Origin of the sequence: Gemmiger formicilis, assembly GCF_900167555.1 — a bacterium.
Lineage (GTDB): Bacteria > Bacillota > Clostridia > Oscillospirales > Ruminococcaceae > Gemmiger > Gemmiger formicilis.
On record NZ_FUYF01000010.1, the window covers coordinates 35,290 to 60,428 of the forward strand.

General features: G+C 58.8%; 20 protein-coding genes. 18 read left to right on the forward strand and 2 right to left on the reverse strand.

Annotation, left to right across the window (positions count from 1 at the left end):
- Positions 1-21 precede the first annotated feature (21 nt).
- The 6 genes from B5D32_RS09295 to B5D32_RS09315 all read left to right on the forward strand — a co-directional run bounded on the left by B5D32_RS09295 (position 22) and on the right by B5D32_RS09315 (position 10,372).
- On the forward strand, positions 22-729 hold the full coding sequence (locus B5D32_RS09295; RefSeq protein WP_078784785.1) for a LytR/AlgR family response regulator transcription factor: 708 nt from the start codon (positions 22-24) through the stop codon (positions 727-729).
- On the forward strand, positions 729-2,042 hold the full coding sequence (locus B5D32_RS09300) for an ATP-binding protein (protein ID WP_078784786.1): 1,314 nt from the start codon (positions 729-731) through the stop codon (positions 2,040-2,042). Before B5D32_RS09295 ends, B5D32_RS09300 begins: the two co-directional genes overlap by 1 nt.
- 228 nt (positions 2,043-2,270) lie before the next feature.
- Complete coding sequence (locus tag B5D32_RS09305) at positions 2,271-4,658, forward strand: glycoside hydrolase family 2 TIM barrel-domain containing protein (RefSeq protein WP_078784787.1); 2,388 nt, start codon at positions 2,271-2,273, stop codon at positions 4,656-4,658.
- Positions 4,659-4,674: 16 nt separating this feature from the next.
- Positions 4,675-4,818, forward strand: a complete 144-nt coding sequence (locus B5D32_RS15215) for a hypothetical protein (RefSeq protein ID WP_159447020.1) — start codon at positions 4,675-4,677, stop codon at positions 4,816-4,818.
- Between the two features lie 537 nt (positions 4,819-5,355).
- Positions 5,356-9,795: an efflux RND transporter permease subunit gene (locus B5D32_RS09310; protein ID WP_078784788.1), complete on the forward strand. Its 4,440-nt coding sequence runs from the start codon at positions 5,356-5,358 to the stop codon at positions 9,793-9,795.
- Entirely contained in the window at positions 9,782-10,372 is a 591-nt protein-coding gene (locus B5D32_RS09315; protein WP_078784789.1) for a TetR/AcrR family transcriptional regulator, read from the forward strand. The genes B5D32_RS09310 and B5D32_RS09315 overlap by 14 nt, the downstream gene beginning before the upstream one ends.
- 223 nt (positions 10,373-10,595) lie before the next feature.
- On the opposite strand, the gene B5D32_RS09320 is transcribed toward B5D32_RS09315, so the two are convergent.
- Positions 10,596-11,441, reverse strand: coding sequence for a MurR/RpiR family transcriptional regulator (locus B5D32_RS09320; RefSeq protein ID WP_078784790.1), 846 nt, complete (start codon positions 11,439-11,441; stop codon positions 10,596-10,598).
- Between the two features lie 126 nt (positions 11,442-11,567).
- Positions 11,568-12,236 carry a GDSL-type esterase/lipase family protein gene (locus B5D32_RS09325; protein WP_078784791.1) on the reverse strand — a complete coding sequence of 223 codons (669 nt, stop codon included), beginning with the start codon at positions 12,234-12,236 and terminating at the stop codon, positions 11,568-11,570.
- A gap of 546 nt (positions 12,237-12,782) precedes the next feature.
- Here B5D32_RS09325 and B5D32_RS09330 point away from each other — a divergent pair.
- The 12 genes from B5D32_RS09330 to B5D32_RS09385 all read left to right on the forward strand — a co-directional run bounded on the left by B5D32_RS09330 (position 12,783) and on the right by B5D32_RS09385 (position 25,067).
- Positions 12,783-14,150 (forward strand): ABC transporter substrate-binding protein, encoded by a 1,368-nt coding sequence (locus B5D32_RS09330; RefSeq protein ID WP_078784792.1) that lies wholly within the window; start codon positions 12,783-12,785, stop codon positions 14,148-14,150.
- Positions 14,151-14,320: 170 nt separating this feature from the next.
- Positions 14,321-15,199: a carbohydrate ABC transporter permease gene (locus B5D32_RS09335; protein WP_078784830.1), complete on the forward strand. Its 879-nt coding sequence runs from the start codon at positions 14,321-14,323 to the stop codon at positions 15,197-15,199.
- 17 nt (positions 15,200-15,216) lie between these two features.
- Positions 15,217-16,152, forward strand: coding sequence for a carbohydrate ABC transporter permease (locus tag B5D32_RS09340; protein ID WP_078784793.1), 936 nt, complete (start codon positions 15,217-15,219; stop codon positions 16,150-16,152).
- A gap of 343 nt (positions 16,153-16,495) precedes the next feature.
- On the forward strand, positions 16,496-17,425 hold the full coding sequence (locus tag B5D32_RS09345) for a dihydrodipicolinate synthase family protein (protein WP_078784794.1): 930 nt from the start codon (positions 16,496-16,498) through the stop codon (positions 17,423-17,425).
- A gap of 10 nt (positions 17,426-17,435) precedes the next feature.
- Positions 17,436-17,885 (forward strand): NanQ anomerase/TabA/YiaL family protein, encoded by a 450-nt coding sequence (locus tag B5D32_RS09350; protein ID WP_078784795.1) that lies wholly within the window; start codon positions 17,436-17,438, stop codon positions 17,883-17,885.
- A 181-nt stretch (positions 17,886-18,066) separates the two neighbouring features.
- Positions 18,067-18,768 (forward strand): N-acetylmannosamine-6-phosphate 2-epimerase, encoded by a 702-nt coding sequence (locus tag B5D32_RS09355; RefSeq protein WP_078784796.1) that lies wholly within the window; start codon positions 18,067-18,069, stop codon positions 18,766-18,768.
- An 11-nt stretch (positions 18,769-18,779) separates the two neighbouring features.
- Positions 18,780-19,694 carry an ROK family protein gene (locus B5D32_RS09360; protein ID WP_078784797.1) on the forward strand — a complete coding sequence of 305 codons (915 nt, stop codon included), beginning with the start codon at positions 18,780-18,782 and terminating at the stop codon, positions 19,692-19,694.
- A gap of 362 nt (positions 19,695-20,056) precedes the next feature.
- On the forward strand, positions 20,057-20,839 hold the full coding sequence (gene rfbF, locus B5D32_RS09365) for a glucose-1-phosphate cytidylyltransferase (protein WP_078784798.1): 783 nt from the start codon (positions 20,057-20,059) through the stop codon (positions 20,837-20,839).
- Positions 20,839-21,918, forward strand: a complete 1,080-nt coding sequence (gene rfbG / locus B5D32_RS09370; RefSeq protein WP_200805183.1) for a CDP-glucose 4,6-dehydratase — start codon at positions 20,839-20,841, stop codon at positions 21,916-21,918. Before rfbF ends, rfbG begins: the two co-directional genes overlap by 1 nt.
- Before the next feature lie 2 nt (positions 21,919-21,920).
- Positions 21,921-23,258, forward strand: a complete 1,338-nt coding sequence (gene rfbH / locus B5D32_RS09375; RefSeq protein WP_078784799.1) for a lipopolysaccharide biosynthesis protein RfbH — start codon at positions 21,921-21,923, stop codon at positions 23,256-23,258.
- Between the two features lie 107 nt (positions 23,259-23,365).
- On the forward strand, positions 23,366-23,806 hold the full coding sequence (locus B5D32_RS09380; RefSeq protein ID WP_078784800.1) for a GtrA family protein: 441 nt from the start codon (positions 23,366-23,368) through the stop codon (positions 23,804-23,806).
- Between the two features lie 4 nt (positions 23,807-23,810).
- Positions 23,811-25,067 (forward strand): glycosyltransferase 87 family protein, encoded by a 1,257-nt coding sequence (locus tag B5D32_RS09385; protein WP_078784801.1) that lies wholly within the window; start codon positions 23,811-23,813, stop codon positions 25,065-25,067.
- The last annotated feature ends 72 nt before the right edge of the window (positions 25,068-25,139 follow it).

Consider the following 25,139-nt stretch of genomic DNA (forward strand, 5'->3'; position numbering starts at 1 on the left):
GCTCTCAAAAGGAGAATTTTCGTGAACTACATCGCAGTAGTCGAGGACAGCGCGCAGGATCGGGCAGTGCTGGACTCGTATCTGGAAAAATACCAGCAGGAGAAAAACTGCCATTTTCAAATCACGCATTTTTCAGATGGCGACGAGATCGCGCTGGGCTATAAGGGCGGCTATGACCTGATTTTGATGGACATCGAGATGACCTTCATGGATGGTATGTCAGCAGCCGAGGAGATCCGCCGCGCCGACCCGGAGGTGCTTATCATCTTCATCACCAACTCGCCGCAGTATGCCATCAAGGGGTACGCGGTGCAGGCGCTGGACTATATCTTAAAGCCGCTGAGTTATTACGCTTTCTGCCAGCGGATGAACCATGTGCGGGAGCTGCTGGGACGCCGCCAGAAGCATTTCCTCACGGTGCCCTGCGCGGGCGGCGTGCAGAAGCTCGACGCCTCCGATATTTATTATGTAGAAATTTGCGACCACGACCTGCTGTTCCACACCAAGCAGGGCGAGGTGTATTCCACCGGCTCCATGCGCGATGTGGAGCAGAAGCTGCCGCCGGAGAATTTCTTCCGCAGCAGCAAGGCGTACCTTGTCAATCTGGAACACGTGGACGGCATTCAGGACGAGGACGCCATCGTCAACGGTGAGCGGGTGCAGATCAGCCGCGCCAAGCGCAAGGCGTTTTTGGCGGCGCTCAATCACTACATGGGGGAAAACATCTGATGGAAACGGAAGTTCTGGGCAACATTCCCCGCCTGTATACCGCGCTGGCGGACTGGCTGGCCTGCCTTTTATATCTGTTCTTCCTGCCCAAGCGTACAGCAGGCTGGCGGCGGTATACGATCCATGCGGTGTTTTTGCTGCTGCTCGGCGTCTTTATGCAGGCAACGGGGCAGGTGCCGCAATTCTGGTTTCTGCCCTGCATTGCGGTATCCATCTTGATCATGTATCTGTACATCCGAATGCAGACCGACGTGCCCGCCCGGAGCGCGGGGTATTACTGCGTCCGCGCGTTTATTTTGGGGGAACTGGCCGCCTCGTTGGAATGGCAGCTCTACTACTATATGGTCGGGCAGCATGGCACGCCGGGCACGGGTGTGCGTGTGTGCATTTTGGCAGTCGTCTATGCCGCAGTGTATGGCGTGGTGTTCGCGCTGGAACGCAATTATAACGATATTGCTTCGCCTCTGCACGTCCACAAAAAGGAATTTCTCAGCACGTTGTTCATCGGTGTGGCGGTCTATGCCGCCAGCAACCTGAGCTATGTCAGCCCGGACACGCCGTTTTCCGGCAAAATGACGGCGGAAATTTACAACATCCGCACGCTGGTAGACCTGGGCGGCATGGCCATTCTGTTTGCGCACCACATGCAGCTGGTGGAGTACCGCCGCAAAAAGGAGCGCGATGCTTTGCAGAACGTCTTGCAGGCGCAGTACGCACAGTACCGCTCGGCGCAGGACAGCATTGACCTTATCAATAAAAAATATCACGACCTCAAGCACCAGATCGCCGTGCTGCGCAGCGAGACCTCAGAGGAAAAGGCCCACTACCTCGACGCGATGGAGCAGGAGATCCGCAGCTATGAGGCGCAGAACAAGACCGGCAACGAGGTGCTGGACACGATCCTGACCAGCAAAAGCCTGTACTGCCAGCAGCACGGCATCACGCTGACCTGCGTGGCAGACGGTGCGGCGCTGGATTTTATGGATACGATGGACCTGTGTTCGCTGTTCGGCAATGCGCTGGACAACGCCATCGAGAGTGTAGAAAAGCTGCCCGACAGCGAGCAGCGACTCATTCATCTGGTGGTGGCACGGCAAAAGAGCTTTTTGTGGGTCCGGGTCGAAAACACCTACGACGGTGCCTTCCAAGCGGACGGCAACCTGCCAAAAACGACCAAGTCCGACGCCCGCTACCACGGCTACGGTCTAAAGAGCATCTACGACACCGCCGAAAAATACGGCGGCACCGCCGAGATCACCACCCAGGAGAACCAGTTCACATTAAAGGTGCTGTTTCCCATCAAGCAGAAATAACCCGGACAGCCCATTTTGGTGGGCTGTTTTTTGGTTTAAGCAACCTGCACATAAAGCGCATGATACGATTGTCTATTTTGCCAATGCCGCAGGCGGCTTGCGTGGGAAAAACGACCGTTCACGTAGTGAATCCCCTTTTTGCTGTACATTGTGATATAGTGCAGACAACAGAAAAGGAAAGTCTCCTGCGTTTTTTGCTATGGATAACCTTGAAAGCGAGGATCTTGTATGAAAGCAACATCCCTTCTCACCGGCTGGACGTGCCGCCATTTGGGCGATACCGCACCCGGCAAAACGGTGACCCTGCCCCATGATGCCATGCTGGCTGAACCCCGCACCGCCCTGAGCGCGGGCGGTACCAATACCGGCTGGTACGAGGGATATGACTACGAATACCGGCGCACCCTGACCGTGCCGGAAAACGAGCTGGCAGACACCCACATTCTGGAGTTTGAGGGCGTCTACCATAATGCCGAGGTCTGGCTCAACGGTCAACAGGCTGCGTTTCGCCCCTACGGCTACACCAACTTTTATGTTGATTGTGCGCCGTATCTGCACGCAGGGGAGAACGAGCTGCGTGTCATTGCCCGCAACGCCGACCAGCCCAACAGCCGATGGTATTCCGGCGCGGGCATCTACCGCCCGGTGCAGCTTTGGACGGCAAGGGGTGCGCATATCACACTGAACGGCGTTAAAATTCGCACCCTGTCGCTTGACCCCGCCGTCGTGGAGGTGCGCGTAAAGACCACCGCCCCCGGCACGGTGCGCCTGATGGTGGACGACCTGCCCGCCATGCAGCAGGAGAGCGACGGCGAGGCCGTATTTACCCTGACCCTTGACAACGCCCGCCTTTGGACACCTGAAACGCCAAACCTGTACACCTGCCGCGTCAGCTTTGCCGATGATGTGGTAACCGAGACGTTCGGTGTTCGCAAGGTCGAGTGGGGGACGGACGGTTTCCTGCTCAACGGCAAGCGGTACATCATCCAGGGCGCGTGCATCCACCACGATAATGGTCTGTTGGGTGCAGTTTGTGACCCCGACGCCGTGGCGCGCAAGGTACGCCTGCTGAAAGAGAACGGCTACAACGCCATTCGCTCAGCGCACAACCCCTGCTCCAAGGCGCTGCTGACCGAGTGTGACCGGCAGGGCATGCTTGTCATGGACGAGTACATCGACCATTGGTACATCCACAAAACCGAGCATGACTACGTGGATTATTTCAAGGAGTGGTGGCATCAGGATCTGACCGACATGGTGGAAAAAGACTACAACCACCCCTGCGTCGTGCTCTACTCCACCGGCAACGAGGTCAGCGAGACTGCCCAAAAGCGCGGCATCGCCCTGACCAAAGAGATGACCGACTTCCTGCACGGGCTGGACGATTCCCGCCCGGTGACCTGCGGTGTGAACATCTTCTTCAACTTTTTAAGCTCCATCGGCTTCGGCGTGTACAGCGACGAAAAGGCAAAAAAAGAAGCCGAGCGCGCCGAGAAAGCCAAACAGCGCGGCGAGAAGGCCGCCAAGAAAAAGGCAGTCGGCAGTCAGTTCTTCAACAATCTGGCGGGGCTGCTGGGCGATGAGTTCATGAAGCGCGGCGCGACCCTGCACGGCTGCGACGTCAAGACCCGTGACGCCTTTGGCAACATGGACATTGCGGGCTACAACTATGGCATCTACCGCTATAAGCACGACCTGAAAAAGTACCCGCAGCGGTTGATTTTGGGCAGCGAGACCTTCTGCAGCGATGCTTATAAATTCCGCGAGCTGGCCAAACAGGAACCCCGCTTGGTGGGCGACTTTGTCTGGGCGGGCATGGACTACCTTGGCGAAGTCATGGTCGGCTCGTGGGAGTACGCCGACTACGCCGAGACGTTCGACGGCGGTCCGGGCTGGGTGTCGGCGGGTTCGGGGCGCATCGACCTGACCGGCAAGCCGCTGGGCGAAGCCCTTTATACCCGCGTGGCGCTGGAGGCCGACAACGGCCCCTATATCGCCGTCTGCCCGGTCAACCATACCGGAGACCGCCACAGCCCCAGTGCGTGGAAGATGACGAATGCCATGCCCAGCTGGAGTTGGACCGGCTGCGAGGAGCGCAAGGCCAACGTGGAGGTCTACGCCCGCGCCGCCCGTGTGGAGCTGGTGCTGAATGGTCACACGGTGGGCAGTAAAACGCTGAAAAACGACTGCTTGGCGAGGTTCAGCATTCCCTACGAGAGCGGCACGCTGGAAGCCGTCAGCTATGACGCTGCCGATCACGAAATTGGTCGCTGCAAGCTGCAAAGTGCCGGCGGCACGACCTGCCTGACGCTGGACGCCGAAGAACCTACTGTAAAACCGGGGCGCCTGTGCTACATCCGTCTGCGCTACACCGATGAAAACGGCATCACCAAGCCGCTGGCGCGCGGCAATATTCAGGTACAGGTGCGCGGCGGCACGTTGGTGGGGCTGGGCAGTGCCTGCCCTTTCAACAAGCACAGCTATCTGGACAGCGAAACCGATACCTACTACGGCGAGGCTCTTGCCATCGTCCGCATGGGGGACGGCGAGGCCATGACGATTGCTGCTTCCGACGGCGAATACAGCGCGGAGCTGACCGTGCCTGCGCAAGCATGAGGTGAGCTGTGGAGGTATGGGCTATTTTGCGGCGCTTGCCATCACGCTGTTTCTGGCGGCGTTCGTGCTCATCACCGTCATCAACGGCGGCGTGCAGATGGTGATTTACTTCCCGATTTATAAAATCATCTTCCCGGAAGGGGAGCAGAAGAAAAACTAAACCGCCCCCAAAAGGGTTTGGAACAGGTCGGTACCATGCAGCATTCCTTTGTACGCATGGGACAAAATCCGTTCTGAGCCTTGGCACACAACACTACAAAACTCAACAAAAGCTCGTTGAAACGATAAGTTTCAACGGACTTTTCAGTATGTCAAAAAACATCTACTTTGCCTTGTAGAGAATGTAGGGGCGAACATTGTTCGCCCGCCAACTTGGCGCAGCAACGCTCTTTTTGGAAGGCTTCTCACAAGGCGAACGGGCACGGGCGAGCAATGCTCGCCCCTACAATACGCTTTTTTGACAGTCTGAAAAGCTCGTTGAAACGATTAACTTCAACGAGCTTTTGTCGGCTCTTTTTTAGGGTGCAAATTTCAGTGCAGGACCTCGCACCAGCGCCTGGCCGTAGGCCATCGGGCGGATGCCGATGCCCTTAGCAGCTCCATGGCGCGCTGGACGCGCAGCCCTTTACAACCGGCGGTCAGGGTGCTATAATAAATCCGACCGACCGGTCGGTCGGAAAAGAAAGGGAACACTTCCATGCCGAAATACAGCGTTAAAAAGCCATTTACCATTCTGGTGGCGGTCATTCTGGTGCTGGTGCTGGGCTTTGTCAGCCTGACCGGCATCCAGACGGACCTGCTGCCCGCCATGAACCTGCCCTACCTGATGGTCATCACGACCTACCCCGGCGCCAGCCCCGAGCAGGTCGAGGCCGACGTGACCAAGCCGCTGGAAAATGCACTTTCGACGCTGAACGGCGTCAAGAACGTGACGAGCCAGAGCAATGAAAACTACAGCCTGCTCTTTCTGGAATACCAGGACGACACCGACATGGACAGCGCCATGGTCAAGGCCAGCACCGCCGTGAACCAGCTCGGCGACGCGCTGCCCGATATGGCGTCCACGCCGACGCTGATGGAGATCAGCCCGGACATGATGGCGACGCAGTACATTGCCGTGGACTACGACGGCATGGATATTTACGAGCTGTCCGACTATGTCAGCGAGAACGTGCTGCCCCAGCTCGAGCGCGTGGACGGCGTGGCCAGCGTGTCCACGACGGGCCTGGTGGAAAAGTCGGTGCAGATCACGCTCGACCAGGAAAAGATCGACGCTGTCAATGACAAGCTGCTGGTCAAGGTCAGTGACCGCCTGGCTGCTGCCAAAAAAGAGCTGGATGCCAACAGGAAAAAAATTAACGATGGCATGAAGGAACTGGACGCCGCCCAGGCCCAGTTGGACGCGGGCAAGGCCCAGCTGAACAGCCAGAAGGCCGACGTGACGACCCAGCTGCGGGACGCCATCACCGAGCTGGACAAGCAGATCCCCGAGCTGGAAAAGAAGATCGCCGGTCTGCAGACCGACCTGGACGAGGCAAACCGCAAGCTGGAGGATGCCAAAAATACAAATACCACCCTGCCCGAGGTCACGCTGCCCATCGACGACGCGCTGTTTGCGAGCTGCAAGACGGTGCTGGCCGCCTACGACCCGCAGTATAACGCCGACGCGCTCCCGGCCAATCTGGCCGAAGCCAAGAGCGACCTGAACAAGATGGGCGCGATGATCAACTCGATCGACCGCGCGGATGCGGCCATCCGCCAGCGCGCCGAAGACGAAGGGCTGCTGGAGCAGAACATGACGGTGGAGCAGACTGCGGCCTACTTGGACGCCCAGTATGCGGCCATGAGCGCCCGCATCCAGGCGCTGGAGGTGGAGATCGCGTCGCTGCAGGACACCCTCAACAACACCGAGGACGAGGCCGAACGGGCCGATTTACAGGCGCAGATCGACGCCAGGCGTGCCGAGCAGGCGCAGGACCAGGCCGTCATCGACGGCAACGCCGTCCGCCGCGCCCGCGTCAGCGAGCTGAGCGGCAATCTCTCGACCCTCTCCACGACGAAGGTCGCCCTGCAGAACGCCACGACGCTGCTGACTGCGCGGCAGGAGGCCGAGACCGCGCTGAACGACGGCATGCAGCCGCTGCAGCAGACGCTGAACGATACCGCCGCCGCCCTGCGCGACCAGTTGACGAAGGCGCAGGAGATGCTGACCCAGCTGAACGAACAGCGCGACAAGCTGCAAAAAATGCTGGCAAGCCTTGGTGACGAGGCGGTAGACCCCGCCATGGCCGATATGGCCGTCCAGCTGCTGCTGAGCGGCACCGAGGCCCAGCTGCAACTGGGCGAGTTCCAGGTCTCCAGCGGTAAGACCCAGCTCGAGGCCGGCAAGACCCAGCTTGAGGCCGCGCAGGAGGAATACGAGTCCGCCCGCGAGGAGGCGCTAAAAAGCGCGAATCTGGACCAGCTACTGAACATGACGACGCTGCAGCAGCTCATTTATGCGCAGAACTTCTCGATGCCCGCGGGCTATATCGAGGGCGGTGACGGCGACGACAACCGCTACATCGTCAAGGTCGGTGATGCCTTTGCCGACGCGGACGAGCTGAAAAGCATGGTGCTCTGCAATGTCGACGGCATCGGCGACGTGCGCCTGTCCGATGTGGCCGAGGTCGAAATGACCGACAACGCCGACGACGCCTACGCCAAGGTGGACAAGAACCGCGCCGTGCTGCTGTCGCTGTACAAGAGCTCGACGTCGTCCACCTCGACGGTCTCCAACGCCAGCAGCGCGGCGATGGAAACGATGATGGCCGAAAACGAGGGCCTGCACCTGACGCCCATCATGGACCAGGGCGACTATATCAAGCTCATCGTCAACAGCGTGCTGTCCAACCTGATCGAGGGCGCGGCGCTGGCCATCATCGTACTGGCGCTGTTTTTGAAGGACCTGCGCCCGACCATCGTCGTGGCCATCAGTATGCCGTTGAGCGTGCTGTTTGCCATTGTGCTGATGTATTTCACCGGCATTACCTTCAATATCCTGTCGCTGTCCGGCCTGGCGCTGGGCGTCGGCATGCTGGTCGACAACTCGGTTGTCGTCATTGAAAACATCTACCGTCTGCGGGGCCGCGGCGTGCCCGCCGCCCGTGCGTCGGTGCAGGGCGCGCGTCAGGTGGCCGGGTCCATCGTATCCTCCACCCTGACGACGATCTGCGTTTTTCTGCCGCTGGTGTTCACCACCGGCATGGTGCGCGAGCTTCTCAGCGACATGGCCTGGACCATCACCTTCAGTCTGCTGGCGTCCCTTGTTGTGGCGCTGACCGTTGTGCCCTGCGCGGGCTCCACCGTGCTGAAAAAGCAGAAGGACATCAAGCACCCGCTGTTCGACAAGGTGCTGAACGGCTATGAAAAGCTGCTGCGCTTCTGCCTGCGCCGCAAGGCTGTGCCGCTGGCGCTGGCCATTGCGCTGCTGGGGGTGTCGGTCTGGCGCGTCGCCACCATGGGCATCGTCATGATCCCCGACATGAGCAGCAACCAGCTGACCATTACGGTCAATGTGCCTGACGATACGGCTAAGGCGGACGCCTTCGCCACGGCGGACAGCGTCATGGACGCGGTCATGAGCGTGGACGGCGTCGACACCGTCGGCGCGATGTCGGGCGGTTCCAACAACATGGTCGCCATGGCCGGCGGCAATGCCGCCACCGACAACACCACGTTTACCTATTACGTCCTGCTGGGCGACAAGGCACCTAAGGCCAAGGTCGTGGAGCAGGAGATCTACGGCAAAACAGCAGATCTAAACTGCGAAATTGAAGTGAACTCCAATGGCATGATGGACATGAGTGCGCTGTCCGGCTCCGGCATCGAGGTGGACCTCTACGGCAGCGACCTCAATGACCTGGCCGCCGCGGGCAAGCAGGTCATGGCGCTGATGGAGGGCATCGACGGTATCCAAAACGTCACCGACGGCCAGGATGCCGGCGACGCCGAGATCAACATCACGATTGACAAGGACAAGGCTATGCGGATGGGTCTGACCGTCGCGCAGGTCTACCAGCAGATCGCTGCCAAGCTGACGACGGACACCACCGCCACGACGCTGAAGGCGGGCGGCGACAGCTACAGCGTCGTTATCGTCGATAAGACCGACACGCCGACGCTGGACGATATTTTCAATATGGAGTTCGAGACGACGACCACCGATGAGAACGGCAGCAGCGTAAAGGAGACGCACACCCTCGGTGAGTTCGCGACCCGCACTACGACGGCGGGCTATACGACGATTGCCCGCGAGAACGGCTCCCGCAAGCTGGCCGTGACGAGCGAGACCGCCAACGGCTACAACACGACGCTGCTCTCCCGCGAGCTGGAGCCGCAGCTGGCCGCACTGGACCTGCCCGACGGCGTGACCGCCGAGCTGGCCGGTGAGACGACCCAGGTCACCGAGATGCTGAGCCAGATGGCAAAAATGCTTGCACTGGCATTGGCTTTTGTCTATTTTGTCATGGTGGCGCAGTTCCAGAGCCTGCTGTCGCCGTTCATTGTTCTGTTCACGATCCCGCTGGCCTTCACCGGCGGTATGCTCGGCCTGATGGCTGCCGGTGAGCAGCTGTCGCTGATCTCGCTGATGGGCTTCCTGGTCCTGATGGGCGTCGTCGTCAACAACGGCATTGTGTTTGTGGACTACGCCAACCAGCTGCGCATCGGCGGGCTGGAGCGCACCGATGCCCTTGTGGCGACGGGCCGCACCCGTATGCGCCCGATCCTGATGACGACGCTGACGACGGTGCTGGCGATGGTCACGATGCTGTTCGGCACCGACATGGCCAGCGAGATGAGCACCGGCATGGCCATTGTCATCATCGGCGGTCTGAGCTACGCCACGCTGATGACGCTGTTCGTCGTGCCTGTGCTGTATGACCTGTTCTACCGCAGGCCGCCGGTCAATATTGACGTCGGTGATGACGGTCTGGACGACCTGCCCGACGATGCGGCCGAGTTTGCGGCAGAGTTCGCCGCCCGCCGCGCCGCCGAGGCTGCATCCGCGCCCCGCCGCCCGGATCTGAGCCGCGCGGCCCGTGCGCCGGAGGAAAACGACGGGGAGAAAAAGGAGGCCGACCATGACAATGGATAACCATGCAGCCCGCAAGGCTGCCGTCTACGAGGCTGCCCTGCAGCTGATCGCCCGGGGCGTCAGCCCCGCCGCTATGACTATCCAACAGCTGGCCGATACGGCAGGCATTGGAAAAGGTACGGTGTACGGCTATTTTTCCTCAAAGGAGGAGATTCTGCAGGGCCTGGCCGAATACTGCTTTGCCCGGGAAAACGAACGCATCCGCGTCCTGTTTGCCGACTGCTGCACCCTGGCCGGGCTGGAGGAGCGGGCGGTAGCCTATTTGCAGGACATTGCCTCCAACCGGATGGGCGATTATAAGATGATTGCCCAGGCGCTGGGCACGACGGGAAGGTGCGAATCTGTGCCCGCCTGTGCGGACGAGCTGCGGGACATCATGCGCACGCTGCTCATACGCCTGCAGGCTGCGGGGGAGATCGACCCCGCGGTAAGTTTGGAATACTGCTGCACCGCGATCTTTTCCGCCGTTGTCGGCGGCCTGATCGGACTGTGCTTTACTGCGGAATGCGGGATACAGAGCGCCCTGCCGGAGAATTTAAAAATGATGCTGCATCGGACATTACAGGTGCAGCAATAAAAAGCAGCCCGTGAGCGACAGTGCTCACGGGCTGCTTTGTGCTTAGGCAACACCGCATAATTCCCGCCTTACGGCTTAAGCACCGCTCCGGCGGCTGCGGCACGGCATCTGCGTTGCCAAAATGCTCGATAATACACAAAGTATTATCTGCGCTTTTGGCTTAGCAGCTGCCGCACCTCGCTCGCCGTATCGGCACTTAGAATTATGCGGTATTGCCCTTATATTACAGCAGCTTACTCCCTAGCGCGCGGCTTGTGCGGGAGAGGGAGAGGTTGGCAAGCTCCTGATTGTCCAGCGTGTAGCGCAGGACGAGGACGTTCGCCACAAAGAGGACGGCCAGCTTGACCGGCATGCTGCCGGAGTCGAGCGGGCTTTCTTTGGCGCCGCACAGAAGCACGACATCGGCCAGCGCTGCGCCGGGGGCGTCGCTGTAGTGGGTGAGCAGGATGACCTTGGCACCGTTCTCCCTGGCCAAATGCAGCGTGTCCATCATATCCCGCGTCGCGCCGGAGTAGGAGACAAAGACCACGACGTCCTCGGGGCCCATCAGGCTGGCGGCGATGGCCTGCATGTGGCTGTCGCCTGCCGTGCGGAACTTGGTGGAGAGCATCGAGAACCGCGCCCAGATGTCGCAGGCCAGTATATAGCTGCCGCCCTGCCCGAAAAAGAACACCTGCCGCGCCCGCTGCAAAAGCGTGGCCGCGCGGTCCACCGACTCGGGGTCCAGCGCGCTGCGGGTGCCGTTCAGTGCCTCGATGGCTGTGTTGTAGGCGTGGGTGCAGAGCGTCTGGGTGTCAACGCCCGGCTCCAGCTTGAGTGAGACCGGCATCGCCGTGGCCGTGGCCTTCGCCAGCGCGATCTTCATCTCATTATAGCCGTCAAAGCCCAGGGCGCGGCAGAAACGGAAAATCGTAGCCTCTGCCACACCGCAGGCCTTTGCCAGCGATGAGATCGACAGGTATTGTGCGTCCTCTGCGTGCTGCATAAGGTAATCTGCAACGATGATGCCGGATTTCGTCAGGCTGTCGCGCTTGGCGCGCAGCATATCCCAAAAACTTTGCTCTGCCATGATGGAGGGTCCTTTCTGCTGTGGTGTGTTGCGGAACTTGGCCCCCTCTGGCGCAAGTGCTACCTCCCCCATGTCGGGAGAGGCTGTCTCGCAGAGGGAGGCAAGGAGGCTGGCCGCTGCTATTACTTATAATGTATCCCCGGTCAGCGCCTTCTGCAAGGCTTTGGCCAGGACTTTGTGGGACTGGACGGTCATGTGCATGCCGTCAAGGGGCGAGCAGCCCGCGCCGGGCAGTTTGTTGGCGTCCAGGAACCGCACGTTGGCGATGTCCTTCAGCATCGGCTCCAGCTGGGCGGCAATGCCGGCGCAGCGTTCATGGCAGCCGGTGCCCATGGCATCTTTAAAAATCAGGTGGTCGTACTCCGGCGTGATGGACGGCGGAACGATGACGAGCACGTCCGGCCTGGCGTTGTCGCGCCAGCATTCGGTGTGCAGGGCCTTCTTGACGAGCCGCACGATGCCCAGAGAGATCAGATGGGAATTGCAGCCGAACCGCTCCTTGCTGTCGTTCGTGCCCAGCATGATCGTCACGGTGTCCAGCGGCGCGTGGCTCATCAGGATCGGCGTGATGCCCCGCAGCCCGTTCATACCTTCTGTAATAGGGTCGTCAAACACGGCGGTGCGCCCGGGCAGCCCCTCTTCGACCACGCTCCAGCCGTCGCCCAGCAGGTCCTGCAGCACCATCGGGTAGCGCTCATCATCGCCGTAGCGCCCGTCGCGGGCAGGGTCATAGCCGTAGGTGTTGGAATCGCCGAAGCAGAGTACCCGGCGGCGGGTCATATTTTCATAATTCATAAAAAAGGCTCCCTTTCTTAAAAAATGAAAAGTTATTTCGTTCCTTCCATTATATAGGGAAATACCCGCGCTTGCAAGAGGCTTTTTCCCGGAAAAAGCGGCCCGTTTTTGTGCAAATGTGCAAAAATTGAGACGGATCGCGTGAAAAGGATGTTTCATTTTGACATCTTGTATTTTTTTGACAAAAGGGGTATCCTACTACCAAAGCAAAGGCGCTTACCCGTAAATGTAACGGGTGAGCGCCTTTTTGCTTTACAGCACCAAAGCGCGCGCGATAGAAAATTTTCAAAGGTAAAAGTTGTTTTCATTTTGTAATAAATCAAAAAAGAGGCGATTTTCCCATGAAAATCAAGAAAAACCGATAGAAACGCATGTATTTTGCAACTATGTGGATGAGATTTGTGCAGCATGTACAAAAACGACAGTTTTTCTTGGCTATTTCACCTCTGGACAAAATGAAAAAAGTTTTCTAAAATAGAGACATCACGAGGGACACAGAACGAAGATGCCCCACAAAGGCCGAAAGGCAAAAAAGGAGAAAAACCTATGAAGAAGCAAGTTTCCGCGATCCTGGCCGCCAGCATGGCAGCCAGCATGCTCGTCGCCTGCGGCGGCTCCACTTCCAGCGCAGCGACCTCTACCGCAACTGCTGAGAGCACCTCTACCGCCTCCAGCGAGGCCGCTCCCGCGGAGTCCACCGCCGATGCCGGTCAGGCTGCTGACATTACGCTGTGGACCTACCCCATCGGCAAGTGGGGCGATTCCGAGTCCGTTGATGCGCTGCTGGCAGACTTCAACGCCCAGTATCCTGACATCCACGTCACCGTCGAGTACCTCGACTACACCAACGGCGACGACCAGGTCAACACCGCTATCGAGGGCGGCAGCGCACCTGACATCGTCATGGAAGGACCCGAGCGTCTGGTTGCCAACTGGGGCGCCAAGGGCCTGATGGCCGATCTGAGCGACCTGTGGACCGACGACCAGAAGGCCGACATCAGCGCCAGCGTTGAGGCCGCCTGCAAGGATTCCTCCGGCGCTTACTACGAGTTCCCGCTCTGCATGACCGCACACTGCATGGCCATCAACAAGACCGTGTTTGAGGCTGCCGGTGCTATGCAGTATGTCGATGCCGAGAACCACACCTGGACCACCGACAACTTCCTGAAGGCTGTGCAGGCCGTCTACGACTCCGGCAAGACCGACGTCGGCGCGATCTACTGCAGCGGCCAGGGCGGCGACCAGGGCACCCGCGCCATCATCAACAACATGTACGGCGGCACCTTCACCGATGCAGCCCACACCAAGTACACCGCTGATTCTGCCGAGAACGTCAAGGCAATCGAGACCCTGTACAACCAGGACGGCATCAACTTTGACGCCTCCATCAACGGCGGCGAGGAAATCACCCTCTTCCGCAACGGCACCCTGCAGATGGCCTTCTGCTGGAACATTGCCCAGCAGACCAACGCTGACAACAGCGCAGCCGGCACGACCAACAGCGGCGACGACATCCTGTTCATGGCGTTCCCGACTGAGTCCGGCGACCCCGCACTGTGCGGCGGCATCTGGGGCTTCGGCGTGTTTGACAACGGCGACGAAAACAAGATCGCTGCTTCCAAGACCTTCATCAACTTCATGGCCAACTCTGACGAGACCGCAAAGGCCGTCAAGACCTCTACTTACTTCTCCGTCAAGAACTCTCTGTCCGACCTGTACAAGGACGACGAGGTCATGAACGAGTACCAGAAGCTCATGCCTTACCTGGGCGACTACTATCAGGTCACTCCCGGCTGGGCCGAGGCTCGTACCGCTTGGTGGAACATGCTGCAGCAGGTTGGCCAGGGCACTGACGTGACCACCGCCGTTACCGAGTTCTGCAACACCGCCAACGCAGCGGCCAGCGCATCCTGAACCTCCTGAAAAAACCTCCGGTTTGTAACTAAACCCCACGGCGTCCGACCTCTGACCTGAAACGCAGCGGTGGGACGCCACTTTTATCGAATGAACCCGTGACTTTAAAACAGAAGGGAGCGATCCTCTTGGCACATACCGCAGTTGCCAAAAAGCAGAGCGAGCCGAAGATGAGCCGCGCGCTTGTCCGGCAGGAGACCATCGCCGGTTACCTGTTCCTGCTGCCCAGCCTCATCTTCTTTATCGGCTTTGTCATCTATCCCATGGTGATGTGCATCTTCACCAGCTTCTTTGACTCTAGCATGAACCGCGCCGATGTGTTCATCGGCCTGCAGAACTATGTGGAGCTGTTCCACGACAGCGTCTTTCTGGGCGCACTGCGCAACACGCTGATCATTGTTGTCGTGTCGGTGCCCATCACCTGCATCTTCTCGCTGTGGGTGGCGTCCGCCATCGTCAACATGCCGCCGTGGGCGACCTCGCTGTTCCGCGTCATCTTCTATCTGCCCGTCGTCACCGGCTCTGTCGCTGTTACCGTCGTGTGGAAGTGGATGTTCAACAACTACTACGGCATCTTCAACTATCTGGGCAAGTCGATGGGCCTCCTTGACCAGAACATCAACTGGCTGGGCGATACCCGCTACGCGCTGGCCTGCATCATCCTGATCCTGCTCACGACCTCTGTCGGCCAGCCCATCGTGCTGTATGTCTCCGCGCTCGGCAACGTGGACCAGTCCCTGGTCGAGGCCGCTGAGGTGGACGGTGCCACGAAGCTGCAGGCCTTCTGGAAGATCAAGTGGCCGCAGATCATGCCCACCACGCTGTACATCCTGGTCATCACGACGATCAACTCCTTCCAGTGCTTCGCGCTGATCCAGCTGCTGACGTCCGGCGGCCCGAACCACTCCACCGATACCATCATGTATTACATCTACTACACAGCCTTCAAGCTGTACCGCTACGGCTACGGCAACGCGATGGGCGTTATCCTCGCCATCATGATCGCCGTTCTGTCCGCTGTGCAGTTCAAGGTCACGCGGTCTGATTGAGAAGGAGGGAAATGACTATGGATACCAAAAAGAAAAAAAAGAAGATTTCCCCCTACATGGTGTTCAGCACCATCGTCATCATCCTGCTGGCCATCGCGTTCGCGTTCCCGCTGTACTGGATCCTGACGGGCTCCTTTAAGACGCAGATCTCCATCAACTCCACCACCCCTGAATGGTGGCCGAGCGAGTGGGTCATGACGAACTATGATAAGCTGTTCAGCCGCCAGAAGTCCCCGCTGTGGGAGTTCGCGGTGCCGTTCAGCAGCCACTTCAGCGCGGACGGAAAGGACATCATCTGGTGGGCCGGTCCCCAGGTGCCCGCCGCTGTGCGCTGGCTCATCAACACGGTCTTTATGGCCGTTGCCTCGATGATCCTGACCTGCATCACCTCCGCTATGGCGGGCTATGCGCTGGCCAAAAAGCGCTTTGTGGGCCGCAGCATCCTCTTTACCCTGATCGTCTGCGCCATGGCGCTGCCGAAGCAGGTCATCCTGATCCCCCTGCTGCGCGAGATGAGCAGCCTGCAGCTCTACAACACGATCTGGGCGGTCATCTTCCCCATCGTCGGCTGGCCGTTCGGCGTATTCCTGATGAAGCAGTTCAGTGAGGGCATCCCCGGCGAGATGCTGGAGGCCGCCCGCATCGACGGCGCGAGCGAGGCCAAGACCTTTGTCCGCATTGCGCTGCCCATGATCAAGCCGGGCATCGGCGCACTGGCCATCTTCACCTTCATCAACTCGTGGAACGATTACTTCATGCAGTTGATCATGCTGTCCAGCACCAGCAAGCTGACGATCTCTCTTGGTATCGCCAAGCTGCAGGCCGAGAACTCCACCGACTACGGCCTGATCATGGCCGGTGCCGCGCTGGCAGCCGTGCCCATCATCATCGTGTTCCTGGCCTTCCAGAAGTACTTCACGAAGGGCATCACGATGGGCGCTGTCAAGGGCTAAACCCGGGAACGGGCGGCGACGTGGAGTTCTCTCCCTCCGGCCTTCGGCCACCTCCCTCGCAGAGGGAGGCAAGGCCCCCGGCCTCCTCTGCGAGGGGGCTGTCGCCGCAGCGACTGGGGGAGAGAACCTCGCCATTACCCGAAGCCTACCCCTACACGAAGCCTTCCCCCTTGGGGGAAGGTGTCTGTGGCCCCGACCACAGACGGATGAGGGGCAGCCTGCCGGAGATTGCCCGCAAACGGGCCGTGTCAGCAGGCTCCGCCCTCATCAGTCACCTTCGGTGACAGCTTCCCCCTCGGGGGAAGCCTTTACATACAGTTTTACGAACAGGGAGTGTTTGTATATGAAAGACATCAACAAATATCGCGGCATTATCCCCGCCTTCTACGCCTGCTACGCACCGGACGGCTCTATCTCTACCGAGGGCGTCAAGGCACTGACCCGCCACCTGATCGCCAAGGGCGTCAAGGGCGTTTACGTCGGCGGCTCCTCCGGCGAGTGCATCTACCAGCACCCGGATGAGCGCAAGGCCGTGCTGGAGGCCGTCATGAGCGAGGCCAAGGGCAAGATCACCGTTATTGCCCACGTCGCCTGCAACAACACGGCGGACTCCGTCGAGCTGGCCGCCCATGCTGAAAAGTGCGGCGTTGACGCCATCGCGTCCATCCCGCCGATCTACTTCCACCTGCCCAACTACGCCATCGCGGACTACTGGAACGCCATGAGCGCCGCCGCGCCCAACACCGAGTTCATCATCTACAACATCCCGCAGCTGGCCGGTACTGCCCTGACGATGCCCCTGCTGAACGAGATGCTCAAGAACCCCAACGTCATCGCGGTCAAGAACTCCTCGATGCCCACCCAGGACATCCAGATGTTCAAGGATGCCGGTATTCAGGCGCGCGGTGCGGACGGCTTCGCCGTGTTCAACGGCCCCGATGAGCAGTTCGTCTCCGGCCGTGTCATGGGCGCGGACGGCGGCATCGGCGGCACCTACGCCGTCATGCCCGAGCTGTTCCTCAAGATGAACGAGCTGATCGAGAAGGGCGACATCCCCGCTGCCCGCGACATCCAGTACAAGGCGGACCGCATCATCTACAAGATGTGCGAGGCCCACGGCAACCTGTACGCGGTCATGAAGGAGATCCTGCGCCGCATGTACGGTCTGGAGCTGGGTGGCGTGCGCGCCCCGCTGCCGGGCCTGATCCCCGAGGATGAGCCCATCGTGGCCGAGGCGCAGAAGATGATCGAGGACGCCGTCGCGGCCCTGTAAGAGGTGTGAAATGATCGTAGATTCGTTTGATTACATTGCCTGCTACAAGGACCTGCACCCGAATCTGGACAAGGCCATCGACTGGCTGAACAGCCACACGCTGGACGCGCTGGAAAACGGCAAGACCATCATTGACGGCGAGAACGTCTTTGTCAACGTGATGGACGCCGACCTGCGCGATGCCGACGGCGCTGCGTTCGAGTACCACCGCCGCTATGCCGACCTGCAGATCGACCTGACCGGCAGCGAGCATCTGGGCTGGGCGTCCGAGGGCACGGAGCAGGGCGAGTTTGACGAGGAAAACGACTTCGGTCTGCGGACCGGCCCCGAGCACTGCGGCATGACGCTGGGCGGGGGACGCTTTGCCGTGTTCTTCCCCGGTGAGCTGCACAAGCCCAGCTGCAAGACCCCCGGCTGCGACCACGTAAGAAAAGCCGTGGTCAAGATTTTGATGAAATAATTTGCATTCCCCAAGCCTTCCCCCTTGGGGGAAGGTGGCCCCGCAGGGCCGGATGAGGGGTAAGCTATCGGTGGTTGCCCGTAAACGGGCTGCCGCCGTAAGCTCCGCCCTCATCAGTCACCTTCGGTGACAGCTTCCCCCGAGGGGGAAGCCTTTTTGCGTATAGAAAGGAGCCTTTCCCATGACCCACGAACAAATTTTCAACCAAATCAAGGGCGGCCTTATCGTCTCCTGCCAGGCGCTGGAGCATGAGCCGCTGTATACAAAAGAGGGCGGCGTCATGCCGCTGATGGCCAAGGCGGCGGCACAGTCCGGCGCTGTCGGCATCCGCGCCAATACGGTGCGCGACATCACCCAGATCAAGCAGGTCGTGGACCTGCCGGTCATCGGCATCATCAAAAAGGATTACCCCGGCACGCCGATGTACATCACCGTCACGATGCAGGAGGTTGATGAGCTCGTCGCCTGCGGCGTGGACATTCTGGCCGTGCAGGGCACCGGTGCCCTGCGCCCCAACGGGCAGACGAGCGCCGAGTTCATCCGCGCCATCAAGGAGAAGTACCCCGACCAGCTCGTTATGGCCGACTGCGACAACATTGAAAACGCGCTTGCCTGCGCCAAGGCGGGCGCAGACTTCGTCGGCACGACGATGCGCGGCTACACGCCGGAGACGAAGGGCATCGACGACGTCGACTTCGGCTTCATCGCCCAGCTGGCGCGGGAGTGCCCGGCCAAGGTCATCGCCGAAGGCCACATCCACACGCCGGAGCAGGCCGTGCAGGCGCTCTACGCCGGTGCGTTTGCCCTCGTCGTCGGCGGTGCCATCACCCGCCCGGCGGAGATCACGGCCCGCTACACTGCGGCCATCAACAACCACAAATAAGCAGGTGCGCTATGAGTAAAACCTATCTGGGCGTTGACATCGGCGGCACGGCGGTCAAGCTGGGGCTCGTCGATGAGAACGGCAGGGTGCTGCGCCGCGCCGAGCGCAGCGTCAGCTTTGACGGCTACAAAACGCCGATCCTGGATACCGTGCAGGCGGCCATCCACGAATTCCTGACCGCGGACGCGCCGAGGCTTGAGGGCATCGCTGTGTCCGCCACGGGCCAGATCGACAGCCGCCGCGGCGTGGTCGCGGGGACCTGCGGCAATTTCCCGGGGTGGATCGGCGTGGACATTAAAGGTACGCTGGAGCGTGCCTTCGGCCTGCCCGTCACCGTCGCCAACGATGCCAACTGTATGCTGCTGGGCGAGGTCTGGGCCGGTGCGGCTAAGGGCTATACCGATGTCATCGGTGTGACGCTGGGCACCGGCGTCGGCGGCGGCATCCTGACCGGCGGACGTCTGCTGGAGGGTGCGCGCGGCCTTGGCGGCGAGCTGGGGCATTTCCGTCTGCACGCGCTGGACGGCGTGGCCTGCACCTGCGGGGCCATCGGCTGCTATGAGCGCTACGCCGCCACAACGGCGCTGGTCCGCAGCGCCCAGGCGGCCGGGCTGGACGCGCCCGACGGACGCACGATCTTTGAGGCTGCCGCCGCGGGCGATGCCCGCACGCTGGCTGTGCTCAACGGCTGGATCAACGAGATCGCCCAGGGCCTTGCGGGCCTTGTGCACGTCTTCAACCCGCAGCTGATCCTGATCGGCGGCGGCGTCAGCGCACAGCAGGCGCTTCTGATCGACCCGCTGGCCGCGCAGGTGCGCAAAAGCATCATGCCCGCCTTCGCCGAGGGCCTTGAGGTCAGGGCCGCAGCCCTCCAGAACGACGCCGGCCTTGTCGGTGCAGTGTATTATTTTAAGCAGCAGCAGTAAGGCGGACGGCTCGGGTCGCCGAGGGCGCCGCCTCCCTACAGCTCCACCATGAAAATTCCCCCCGCCGCACCTCGGCGGCGGGGAATTTTTTTGCGGAAATACAGTATGTAAAATCTGGAACGCAAAAGCGCAAAAAATGTGCGAATGACAGCCTTTTGTGGGTTCTGGACAAAAATATTGACTTTGAACCGATGATTTTGGCACGGCGCAGACGGGCGTAAATTGTTGCAATTACAGAGCGTGTGTGTTATACTCCCTATTATGAATAAGTGTGTAAAATTGCCCAAACGAGGCGAAGCGCACGGGACAAAAACCGGTCATCGACGGACTGACCGGCTCACAATACAATAAAGGAGCACGCTATGAAAGTAGTAATTCTGGCTGGTGGCCTTGGCACGCGTATCAGCGAAGAAAGCGTCTACAAGCCCAAGCCGATGATCGAAATCGGCAACATGCCCATCCTGTGGCATATCATGAAGGAATATTCCTACTATGGCTTTCACGACTTTGTCATCTGCGCGGGCTACAAGCAGCACATGATCAAGGAATGGTTCGCGGATTACTTCCTGCATACCAGCGATATTACGTTTGATTTCACCCGCGGCCAGAACGAGATGATCGTCCACAACCACCACACCGAGCCGTGGAAGGTCACCGTTGTGGACACCGGCCTCAACACCATGACCGGCGGGCGCATCAAACGCATTCGTCCCTACATCGGCAATGAGACCTTCATGATGACCTACGGCGACGGCGTCTGCGATGTGGACATTGCCAAGCTGGTGGCATTCCACCGCGAGAACGGCAAGATCGCCACGCTGACCGCCGTTCAGCAGGAGCAGCAGAAGGGCGTTCTGGATATTGCCGAGGATAATTCTGTCCGTTCTTTCCGTGAAAAGAAGGCCAGCGACGGCGCGCTTATCAACGCGGGCTATATGGTGCTGGAGCCGCAGATTTTCGACTATCTGGACGGCGACGCCTGCGTCTTTGAGCAGAAGCCGCTGCAGAAGCTGGCCGAGGAGGGTCAGCTGATGAGCTATATCCACAAGGGCTTCTGGCAGTGCATGGACACCGCCCGCGAGAAGCAGACCCTGGAGAAAATGCTTGCCACCGGCAACGCGCCCTGGAAGAAGTGGGAGGATTGATGATGGTACATTACGATCCTGAATTTTACCGCGGCAAGCGGGTGTTCGTCACCGGCCACACCGGCTTCAAAGGCAGCTGGCTCTGCAAGATGCTGCTGATGGCCGGGGCCGAGGTCACGGGCTACAGCCTGCAGCCGCCGACGCAGCCGAACCTTTTCTCCATCGCCGGCGTCGAGGACAAGATGCACAGCGTCATCGGCGACATCCGCGACTTTGACGCGCTGAAGGCCGCTTTTGACGCGGCGCAGCCCGACATTGTGCTGCACCTGGCCGCGCAGCCCATCGTGCGCGACAGCTACAAGGACCCGCGCTACACCTATGAGACGAACGTTATGGGTACGGTCAACCTGCTGGAATGTGTGCGGCTGGCCCGGCAGCAGGGCAGAGCGCTCCGCTCGGTGCTGAACGTCACCACCGACAAGGTCTACCACAACAACGAGTGGGCCTGGGGCTACCGCGAGAACGAGCCGCTGGATGGCTTTGACCCCTACTCCAACAGCAAGAGCTGCTCGGAGTTGGCGACGCACTCCTACATCAACAGCTTTTTTGCCGATAAGACCGTGGCTGTCTCGACGGCCCGCGCGGGCAATGTCATCGGCGGCGGCGACTTTGCCAATGACCGCATTATCCCCGACTGCGTCCGCGCCATGGCCGCGGGCCGTAAGATCGGCGTGCGCAACCCCTACTCGACCCGCCCGTACCAGCATGTGCTGGAGCCGCTGGCGGCCTACCTGCTGATCGCCCAGCGCCAGTACGAGGACAGCCGCTTTGCGGGCTACTATAACGTAGGCCCCGACGACTGCGACTGCGTCACCACCGGCACGCTGGTGGATCTGTTCTGCCGGGCCTGGGGCGGCGACGCCGCCTGGGAGAATCAGGCCGAGGCCAATGCCCCGCACGAGGCCAACTTCCTGAAGCTGGACTGCAGCAAGCTGAAAACGACCTTCGGCTGGACGCCGCGCTGGCACATGGCCGAGTGCATGGAAAAGACCGTCGCCTTCAGCAAGATCTGGCTTGCCAACGGCGATGTCCCGGCGGAGATGGAAAAGGAAATCAATATTTTTTTGGAGGAGCAATAATTATGTGGAAGAACGAGGCAGAAGCCCGCGAGCAGATCAAGGCGATGGTCGCCGAGTATTATCACGACTTCAAGGAGAAAAAGACCCCTTATCAGGAGGGTGACCGCATCACCTACGCTGCCCGCGTCTTTGACGAGAAGGAAATGTGTGCCCTGACCGATGCCACGCTGGACTTCTGGCTGACGACGGGCCGCTTTGCAGACCAGTTCGAGAAGGAGTTCGCTAAGTGGATCGGCGTTAAGTTCGCCCATCTGGTCAACAGCGGTTCCTCCGCCAACCTGACCGCCTTCATGGCGCTGACCGCCCCCGAGCTGGGTGACCGCCAGATCAGGAAGGGCGACGAGATCATCACCGTGGCCTGCGGCTTCCCCACCACCGTGACCCCGGCCATCCAGTACGGCGCGGTGCCCGTGTTTGTGGATGTGACCGTGCCCCAGTACAACATCGACGTCACCAAGCTCGAGGCCGCCCTCTCCCCCAAGACGAAGGCTGTCATGATCGCCCACACGCTGGGCAATCCGTTTGACCTGTCCGCAGTCAAGGCGTTCTGTGACGCCCACAACCTGTGGCTGGTCGAGGACAACTGCGACGCGCTGGGCACCCAGTACACCATCAACGGCGAGACCCGCTTTACCGGTACCTGGGGCGATATCGGCACGTCCAGCTTCTACCCGCCGCACCACATGACAATGGGCGAGGGCGGCTGCGTTTACACCAACAACCCGCTGCTGAACCGCCTGATCCTCTCCTTCCGCGACTGGGGCCGCGACTGCATCTGCCCCTCCGGCCAGGATAACTTCTGCGGCCACCGCTTTGACGGTCAGTTCGGCGAGCTGCCCAAGGGCTACGACCACAAGTACGTCTACAGCCACTTTGGCTATAACCTCAAGGTCACCGACATGCAGGCCGCCATCGGCTGCGAGCAGCTGAAGAAGTTCCCCACCTTCATCGAGCGCCGCCGCCACAACTGGGACCGCCTGCGCGCCGCGCTGGAACCCGCCGCCGACAAGCTGATCCTGCCGGAACCGGCTGCCAACAGCCGCCCGTCCTGGTTCGGCTTCCTGATCTCCGTCAAGTCGGAGAGCGGTCTGGACCGCAACGCCGTGACCCGCTATGTGGAGAGCCACAACGTGCAGACCCGTCTGCTGTTCAGCGGCAACCTCATCAAGCACCCCTGCTTTGACCAGATCCGCGGCACCGACGCCTACCGCGTGGCGGGCGAGCTGACCAACACCGACTTTATCATGAACAATACCTTCTGGGTCGGCGTTTACCCCGGCATGACCGATGAGATGATCGACTACATGGCCAAGACGATTATCGAGGCTGTGAATCAGTAAGACGGAAAGGCCGAACCATAGGACAAAAAGCAAAGCCGTGCTGCGCGGAAGCATCAAGGCCGACTTTGCTTTTTGATTGTTTATAAGAAAATAAAAGGAATGGACCCATGCAGAAATTGTTAGCCCTGTTGGGCGCGAAAAGCAAAGAGGAATTTTTGGCGCTGCTTGCCCAGTTTATCAAGTTTGGCCTTGTAGGCGTGAGCAACACGGCGGTATCCATGGCGGTATACTATATCTTTTTGTGGATCGACCCGGGCCTGTACATGGTAGGCAGCATATTGGGCACGATTTTGAGCATTGCCAATGCCTTTTTTTGGAACGATAAGTTTGTGTTTACCGGAAATGCAAACGACTGGCGCAGCAAGCTGAAGCGGTTGGGCAAGACCTATGTCAGCTACGGCGGTACATCGATCCTTTCCAATGTTTTGCTTTGGATAGAGGTTACCTTCTTCGGCGTGAGCAAAACGATTGCACCGATTGTGAATTTACTGGTTACGATTCCGCTGAATTTCATTATCAATAAGCTGTGGACATTTAAGGAGATCTGAATCAATGATATTAGGAAAGAAAAGGCTGGCGGTAAGGTGGTTCAGTATTTGCTTGATTGTTCTTGCAACGGTGGCACTTGCCTATTTGGCAATATCCAATGGGCAGGCAATCCAATACATGACATGGACATACGACACGGCAGGAATTTATCCGGATTTGTTCGAGTCGATCCGTGATGCGGCAGATTTACATCCATATGAGGGAAGATCGATCTATCCACCGCTGACATATCTGATATTGTGGATCTTTTCAAAAATGGTTCCGGGAGATTACAGTGCAGGCTTCGCATTTGGCGAAGCATCTGTAACGCCGAATGGGGTTCTTGTCGGGACGATGTTCTTTCTAGTGTCAACAGGCGTTGTCTGTGCCATGGCAGCAAACAAGTTGTCATTGAAAGGCATTGATGTAGTACTTTACAGTGTGGCCTTTGTATCTTCTCCGGCGTATGTATTTATGCTGGAACGCGGGAATATTGTCATTCTGTCATTACTTTTTCTGATGTTTTTTGTGTTCAATTACAACAGTGAAAATACGGTAATAAGAAATTTGGCATTGCTGTCGCTGGCAATTGCAACAGGTTTGAAGCTATATCCGGTGTTTTTTGGTCTTTTACTTTTGAACAAAAAGCATAAAAAGGATGCAGTAAAGTCTATTGTATACGGTGTGGCACTTTTTATCCTTCCATTTGCAGGTACGGGTGGGATTCAGAACATTGCCAAAATGCTTCAAAATATTACTGATATATCAGCGGATACGATCAATAATGCCAAAGGATTTGGATATGGCTTTAAGGTTAATATTTCCAATATCTGTCAAGCGTTTGGCGAAAAGATGAAAGTACAGTCTTCAACGACGGATTGGATTGCCGGAGTGTTGATGCTGATATTGCTATGCATGGTAATTTTTGTTGTTTTTATATCCCGGCAAGAATGGGAAAAAGCTTATGCACTGTGCATGGTCTTGACGCTTATTCCGACATTTTCTTGGATATATAACGAGATTTATTTATTGATACCCATTACATTACTTCTTTATGAAAGACCGGAACTTAAGAAAAACACGGTTTTGCCGCTTATACTAATGATGCTGATTATGGGGGAATTCCCATACATAAGTCTTTTTAATAGCCTTGAAGGATATCATAAAATCAGTCTTTCAACAATGCTGGGAAATGCATCGATGTGGGTATTGATGATTTATCTCGTTGCAGAAAATTTTGGAAAGTTGAAAATGTGGAGCAAAACCAAGGAAGGAATGTGAAGACCAATGCAGGGAGCTGTGCTGCCAAAAGCGCAGGAAATGCCAGTACCTAAAATAAGTACCATAAAAAAT